The sequence below is a fragment of the Hydrogenophaga sp. genome (assembly GCF_041633695.1).
In the GTDB taxonomy this organism is placed as follows: Bacteria; Pseudomonadota; Gammaproteobacteria; order Burkholderiales; family Burkholderiaceae_C; genus Hydrogenophaga.
Genome location: NZ_JBFJMY010000205.1, coordinates 1 through 7,160 on the forward strand (window position 1 = coordinate 1; position 7,160 = coordinate 7,160).

The 7,160-nt window shown below is 63.3% G+C and carries 7 protein-coding genes; 1 reads left to right on the top strand and 6 read right to left on the bottom strand.

Translation table 11 applies throughout. From position 1 onward, the window contains the following. From ABYB95_RS13380 to ABYB95_RS13405, 6 genes are all read right to left on the bottom strand, one after another. Positions 1-169, bottom strand: a 169-nt coding sequence (locus ABYB95_RS13380; protein ID WP_372659064.1) for an NADPH-dependent FMN reductase, incomplete at its 3' end; no start/stop codon positions are given. Positions 170-181: 12 nt separating this feature from the next. Further along, positions 182-952, bottom strand: a complete 771-nt coding sequence (locus tag ABYB95_RS13385) for an ABC transporter ATP-binding protein (RefSeq protein WP_372659057.1) — start codon at positions 950-952, stop codon at positions 182-184. Continuing rightward, complete coding sequence (locus tag ABYB95_RS13390) at positions 945-2,678, bottom strand: branched-chain amino acid ABC transporter ATP-binding protein/permease (RefSeq protein ID WP_372659058.1); 1,734 nt, start codon at positions 2,676-2,678, stop codon at positions 945-947. Before ABYB95_RS13390 ends, ABYB95_RS13385 begins: the two co-directional genes overlap by 8 nt. Before the next feature lie 10 nt (positions 2,679-2,688). Next, positions 2,689-3,549 (bottom strand): branched-chain amino acid ABC transporter permease, encoded by an 861-nt coding sequence (locus tag ABYB95_RS13395; RefSeq protein WP_372659059.1) that lies wholly within the window; start codon positions 3,547-3,549, stop codon positions 2,689-2,691. A gap of 13 nt (positions 3,550-3,562) precedes the next feature. Then, positions 3,563-4,771: an amino acid ABC transporter substrate-binding protein gene (locus ABYB95_RS13400; protein ID WP_372659061.1), complete on the bottom strand. Its 1,209-nt coding sequence runs from the start codon at positions 4,769-4,771 to the stop codon at positions 3,563-3,565. Positions 4,772-4,844: 73 nt separating this feature from the next. Next, complete coding sequence (locus ABYB95_RS13405) at positions 4,845-5,426, bottom strand: VOC family protein (protein WP_372659062.1); 582 nt, start codon at positions 5,424-5,426, stop codon at positions 4,845-4,847. A 302-nt stretch (positions 5,427-5,728) separates the two neighbouring features. Between ABYB95_RS13405 and ABYB95_RS13410 the strand changes: the two genes are divergently transcribed. Next, positions 5,729-6,406 carry a GntR family transcriptional regulator gene (locus ABYB95_RS13410; protein ID WP_372659063.1) on the top strand — a complete coding sequence of 226 codons (678 nt, stop codon included), beginning with the start codon at positions 5,729-5,731 and terminating at the stop codon, positions 6,404-6,406. The last annotated feature ends 754 nt before the right edge of the window (positions 6,407-7,160 follow it).

A 7,160-nucleotide genomic window follows, 5' to 3' on the forward strand; every position in this document is an offset into this window, starting at 1 on the left:
CCGGGCGGTTCGCTTCGAGGTCGCCGTTGTACATGGGCAGCTCGTCCAGCGCGATCGGGTGGAAGGAGAGCGCAGGTGGTGCGAGCTTGACCAGCGCGTCGGCCAGTCGCTTGTTGATGGATTCGCGGCGCAGGCTGCCGACCAGCAGGCCAATCTTGCAGGTACTCATGTGTGATCCTTTTTAAGGTTGGGGTGGAGAAGAGGACGGAGAAGGAGAGGGGGTGGGCGCAGGGGCAGGTTCGCCGTCGCCGAGGCCCAGGTAGGCGCGCTGGATGGCCGGGCTTTGCAGCAGCTCGCTGGCCGAGCCTTGCATGCTGATGCGCCCTTCCTCGACCACATAGGCGCGCTGTGCCAGCGCCATCGCCATGGAGACGTTCTGCTCCACCAGCAGGATGGAGGTTCCCTCCTGGTTGATCTGGCGAATGGCGTTGAACATGTCCTGCACCACCAGGGGCGACAAGCCCAGCGACGGTTCGTCCAGCAGCAGCAGGCCGGGCCGGGCCATCAGGCCGCGACCGATGGCCACCATCTGCTGTTGCCCGCCCGAGAGCGAGCCGGCCGGTTGCTGCAGCTTTGCTTTGAGCGCAGGAAACAGCGCCAGCACGTGTTCCAAGGTCTGGCGCCGCTGAACTTTGGCGCGGCGGATGAAGCTGCCCAGTTCAAGGTTGTCGAGCACGCTCATCTGCGTGAACAAACGCCGACCCTCGGGTACGAGGGCAATGCCTCTGTCGCAGAAGCGGTGGGGCGGTAGCTGTGTGATGTCTTCGCCCTGGTAGCGGATACGGCCACCGCCCACGCGGTGCAGGCCGGCCACGGCGTTGATGAGTGTTGTCTTGCCGGCGCCATTGGGGCCGACCACGCAGACCAGCTCGCCTTGTGCGACGTCGAGGTCGATGTCCCACAGGGCGGGTGCGGCGCCGTAGCTGACAGAGATGGAGCGGACTTCAAGCATGACCGGCTCCCAGGTAGGCCTTCACCACTTCTGGATTGCGCATCACCTCTTGTGCCGGACCTATGGCCAGCAGCCGTCCGTGGTTGAGCACGGCCACGCGGTCGGCCAATGCCATGACCGCGCGCATCACGTGCTCGACGAACACGATGGTGGCGCCCCGGTCGCGGATGCAGCGCACCAGTTCAATCGCTTCTTCGATCTCGGAAGGCGTGAGACCCGACAGCACTTCGTCGAGCAGCACCAGGCGCGGGCGCGAGGCGAGGGCGCGCGTGAGTTCCAAAAACTTGCGTTGATGGAGGTTGAGCTCGTCGGGCAGCGCATTGGCCTTGTCGGCGAGGCCGGTGAACGCCAGGCAGCGCCAGGCTTCTGCCTCTGCGGCCCGCTCGTCTCGTTGACCGACACCGAACTCGGCGGCCAGTGACACGTTCTGCAGCACCGTGAGGTGCGGGAACGGGCGTGGAATCTGGTAGGTGCGCGCAATGCCACTTTGCGCGATCTGGTGCGCCGGCAGACCCGTGAGCTCTCGTCCATCGAAGCGCATCTGCCCACCGCTGGAAGGGAAATGGCCGCTCACCACATTGATGAAGGTGGACTTGCCCGAACCGTTGGGACCGAGCAGGCCCAGGATCTCGCCTCGGCGCACGTCCAGGCTCACGCCGTCGAGTGCCAGCACGCCCTTGAACGCCTTGGAGAGTCCGTTGACCACCAGCAAAGGCTCATGGGAGTCCGGTGCTTGCACCGGGGCGGAGGCGAGGGCGCTCGCTTCGTCGTCGGCTGGCTGCGGTGTGGGTGCGGTTTTCGATTTGCGCTGCACGTAGCCCATCACGCCCTTGGGCATGAACAAGATCACCGCGATCAGGATCACGCCAATGGCGGCTTTGCCCACCAGCGGGTTGGCGCCAGCTGTGAAGAAATAGAGCAGGCCGGTGATGAACACCGCGCCCACGGCCGGACCCGCCCAGTGGCGTGTGCCGCCCAGCACGCTCATGAGCACCACCGTCAGCGGCAGCACGAGGTTGAAGGTCTCGCCCACGGTCACGTAAGACACGAACAGCGCGTGGATGCCACCGGCCACGCCAGCCAGCGCGCTCGAAATCGCGATCGCCACCATCTTGTAGCGGAAGGTGGGTACACCCATGACCTCGGCCACGTCCTCGTCGTCGTGGATGGCGAAAAGGCCGGTGCCCAGCTTGCTGTACCGCACCCGCCACGACACCAGCAGTGCGAGCACGGCGGCGGCGAGTGCCATCAGGTAGAGGGCCGCCGATTGCGTGGGCCCCAGGTGCGGTATCTCGACGGCGTTGAGGTACACGCCCGGCCCACCGTCGATGGGGGTGTTGAGAATGACGGTGCCCAACACGAAGGTGACCGCCAGCGTCAACAGCGCGAACAGTTCCCCCCGCACCGAGTGCACGCGGAACACCACGAAGCCAATGGTCAAACCCAGCACCGCGGGTACCGCCGCCGCCAGCGGCAAGGTGGCGAGAAAGGGCCAGTCCAGCTTGCCGGCCAGCACCGCCGTGGTGTACATGCCGGCACCGAAGAAGGCGCCGTGTCCAAAGGAGAAGTAGCCCGTGTAGCCCGAGAGGATGTTCCAGGACAGTGCCAGGATGGTCCAGTGGCACACGAGGTAGAGCAGGGATTCGACGAACGCCGGAAGGCCGAGCCAGGGCACGCTGGCCAGCACGCCTCCCGCCGCCAGTATTGCGGCCACAGTTTTGTTCATGGGGTTTTGTTTAGCGCAGCTTGCCGGGACGCAACAACAGCATCGCGATCAGCAGGGAGAAGGAAACGATCGGCGCCCACGAGGGCGATGCCACGGCCATGGTGACCGCTTCGCTGACGCCGATCACGATGCCGGCCACCAGCGGGCCGAGGGCACTGCCCAGGCCGCCCAGCATCACCACGGCAAACACCACGCCCACCCACGCGAAGATCTGCGATGGCGCCAGGGTGAAGCTCAACGCCAGGCAGATCCCGGCCACGGACGCGAGGGCCGCGCACACACCGGCCAGCACCAATGCCATGCCTTTCTGGTTCATGCCAAAGGCTGCGGCGATCGGGCCGTCTTCGGCCATGGCGCGCAAGGCGCGGCCCAGATCGGTGTACCGCATCGCGGCCCAGATCGACAGCGCAAGCCCGACCGACAGCAGCAGGGTCAGCATTTCCGGCACGGGCAGGTACAGCGGCCCGATGGTGAATTTCAGGTCGCTGTAGTGGGTTTCCAGGCGCCTGAAATCGGCTGTCCAGATGCCTTGGATCACGCTCTCGACCACCGCCGTCAGACCGAAGGTCACGAGCAGCGAATTGAAGGCCTCGACCTTGAACCGGTCCATGGCCCATTGCATCGCCACGCCCACCAGGAAAAACAGGGGCGGCAGGATCAGCAAGCAGATGAGCGGGTCGAGCTGCCAGGATTCGGCCATCTGGTAGCACAGGTAGGCCGAGAGGAACACCCAGCCAAAGTGCGTCAGGTTGATCTGGCGCAGCAGACCCCAGGTCAACCCGAGCCCCAGTCCGATCAGGCCGTAGAGGGCACCCAGGAAGACGCCCGAGAGAATGGACTGCAGCAGCAGGTTGAGGCTGGGCCAGGTCATCGGCGCACCACCGTCACTTCACCACGAGCTTGGCGCCTGGCGCGGCAAAGGCCGGTGGCCACACGGTGAGCCACTTGCCGTTCTGAATTTGCTTGACCCGGTTGTAGTCGGCGCCGAAGTTGCCCTTTTCGTTGAACCGCATGCGGCCCTGGATCGTGTCCACTTCGCTTTTGCGCAGCCATGTCGCGATGGCCTTGTCGTCCAGGCTGTTGGCGCCCTTGACCCCGGCTTCGAGGATCTGCCAGGCCGAGAACGAGGCTGCGGCCTGCGTCTCCACCGTGGTGTCGGGCAAACCGGCGCGCGTGGCGCGTTCGCGGTAGGCCTGCACGAACTCGGCAGCCACCGGGTTGTTGGTGAACGGCGGATGGTCTTCAAAAATGGTGATCGACAGCGCGCCATCGGCCTCGGGCGCCTTGAGCATAGGCCCGGGCGCGGGCACATGGTAGAAGTGGTGCTTGGGCTTGTAGTCGATCTTCTTCATGGCATCGAGCAACATGTTGCCTTCCAGGCCCAGTGCGCCCGCGAAGATCAGGTCGGGGTCGGCATCCTTGAGGCGCCCGGCGATCGGCCCGAAGTCGCGGTTGCCGAAGTCCCACTCCAGGAACAGCACCTCGGTGAGGCCACGCTGCTTGGCCACTTCGCGCGCACCCAGCGACACGAAGTGCACCGAAGGGAATTTGCTCGTCACGATGGCGATGGTCTTGGGCGGCTTGGGCGATGCGGCCACGGCGTCGAACACCACATTGGGCACGGCCTTCTCGGGCTCGGGGCCGAGTGCCCATGCGTGGAATTGCTGGTCGTACTTGGCCATGCTGGGAATACCGAAGGTGTGGTGCACGATGGTCTTGCCATAGCGCTGTGCTACACCCATGGCCGAGAGGATGGAGCCCGTGCCATAGGGGCCGATGAGCAGGTCCACTTTGTCCGAGGTCACCAACTGTTCGTACAGCGTGCGCGCCACGTCCGGCTTGGACTGGTCGTCTTTGAGGACCCACTCGACCGGTCGTCCGAGCAGACCACCGCGTTTGTTGAGCGAATCCACGTACAGCTCGCCGGTGATCTTGTGGATCAGGCTGGGGGAGGCCAACGGGCCCGTCAGCGACAGCGTACCGCCCACCTTGATGGGTGCGCCGGTGGCCTGGGCGTTCGCATAGGGGCTGAACAGGGCCGATGCGCCCAGGGCGCTGGCGGCGGTGACGAACGAACGACGATCAAGAGTCATGTGGATCTCCAGTGGTGATGTCTCGGGGGGCCAAGCCCGCCGTTTTCAGCGGGTCTGGCAAAGGTGGCGGATGTCAGGCTGAGATGGAGCCACGCACACCGGGTACCGGTAGGTGCACCGTACGCGTCAACAGCGCTTGCTCGGGTTCACCAGCGCGCAGTCGGGCTAGGTACTCCTGGGGGTCGTACTCCACACCGATCGGGTTGGTTTCGAAACCAGGGCCGGACATGAACGCATTGGCGTCGTCGTTGGAGGTGAAGCAGTCGACCTGGAACTCCATCTGGTTGCCGTCCAGGTCGGCGTAATACATCGACACCGTGATGCCATGGTGGATGCACCAGTAGGGCGTGATGCCCAGGGCCAGGAGCCGTTCGTAGTTGGAGAGCAGCACCGGCAACGAGCGGTAGCAATAGGCCACGTGGTCCACCCCGCTTTTGGCGCGGCCCGTGAGGTCTCGCCCCTCAGGCAGGACGATGTCCAGATTCAGCAGCGCGACGCGGTGGTGCTCTTCGTCATAGGTGAGAAAAGCGAGCACCGGACTGCGGTGCTGGATCTTGGCGCCAAAGACCGTCTGGTACCAATCGATCATTTTTTCGAACTGGTAGGTGCGGTAGACCACGTGCGCAAACTTCTCGGGGCGGTCGATTTCAGCCATGGATTGTCTCCTTCAAGGTGGAGGGCCGCCGACTCACGCTGCTGAAGCTGTGCCGAAGATCCCAAATAAAATCGATAAAAACTGTACTTTGCAATATTTGTCGATTTTGCTTGGAGAGTGGGGGAGAGCCATCAGCACTAACCCTATGCCGTGCTCCAAATTGGTCCGTCCGATGCGGTGCGTTCGTGGATAAACCACCCGTTGTGGCCAAAAATCCTCAAAAAAGACCTTGAATGTGCCGATGGCGCTTTCTAAGCGGAAAATGTCGATAATTCTGCTTCTGAGCTCATTTCCTGCACGCCATGGACGATTCCCAAGATTTCAAACCCGCTGAATTCGGCCAATCCGCGACCCTGGCCTCGACCGTGTTCGAGCGCCTGCGCGAGGACATCCTGGAAGGCCAGTTCCAGCCCGGTGAAAAGCTGCGCATCGGTGCATTGCAGGAGCGCTACGAGGTCGGGGCGAGCCCGGTGCGTGAAGCGCTCAACCGGCTGATGTCCATCAGCCTCGTGCAGCAGGTGGACCGGCGCGGCTTTCGCGTGTTGCCACTCGGCGCGGAAGACCTCATGGAGCTCAACCGCACGCGTTGCTGGGTCAATGAGGTCGTGATCCGCGAATCGATCGGCGGTGCCGACGACGCGTGGGAAGAGGCCATCGTGCTGGCGTACCACAGGCTGTGGCGTTGCCCCATGTTCCTGCCGTCGGGTCAGGTGAACCGGGAGTGGGAACTGCTGCACCGCAAATTTCACGCCTCGCTGATCGCAGCATGCCCATCCAAATGGATGCGTGATTTCCACGAGGTGCTGTTCGATCAAGCCGACTGGGCGCGCCGGGCATCGGCCCGCCGGCTGAACCAGGAGACCTCGATGGCCGACCACCGCGCGATCATGGACGCGGTGTTGAGCCACGACGTGGCGCTCGCCGTGCAATTGCTCAACCGAGCGATCGGCTTGCTAGTCCCGGAGGGCGGTGAGAGCTGAAGGCGCTGCCGTTTTTCTGTGGCCTTGCGCATGGGCACAGGGGCCGACTTCACGCCCTGTTTGCGGCTGAGAAGTGGAGGTCTGGAGTAGACGCGCTTTCCTTCGACAACTTTTGCTTTTCGTCCAAGTGCCGACAGATTGCCAACAAGTGGCTGAAAAGAAAAAGCCCGCTACCTTTTAGATAGCGGGCTTCCCTTTACTGACTTGGTGCCGGAGAGATGAATCGAACACCCGACCTTCTCATTACGAAGGGCTCTCCCGGCAAGTCTCCCCAGTGAGACACCGGCGCGTAACCCGTTTTTTGCTGTCAGTGGCAACGAAGGAGTTACGCATGATTGAACAGACCTGCAAGACTGGAAGTGGCGGATTCATTGGGGGTATGGGGGCAGTGGCCCCCATGGAGCGAAGCGCTGCGGCTGTTGCGGCGGTAGCGTGGGGTGAGGTACGACGCGGGGCCAAATGTGGGCGTTTACAGACGTTCACTGCGTGCCATGATCAACATGAGTGCGTACTACTTCGTACCGCCGAAGCTGAGCGGGGTGGTCTATGAAAAAGAAGGCCACGATCCCTCTCCCGCCTGGTCGCGCACAACCATACGTCATGGGCATTGCGGATCAACTCTCGGACGACCCGATGCTGCTCAATCTGATCGGGTCGAGCTTCAAGGTGGTGGTCGACTACGACACCGCCGCTCGGCGAGTGACGTATTCGTTTCGCGCACCCGATGACTTCGACCACGGCGACTCGGACGCCG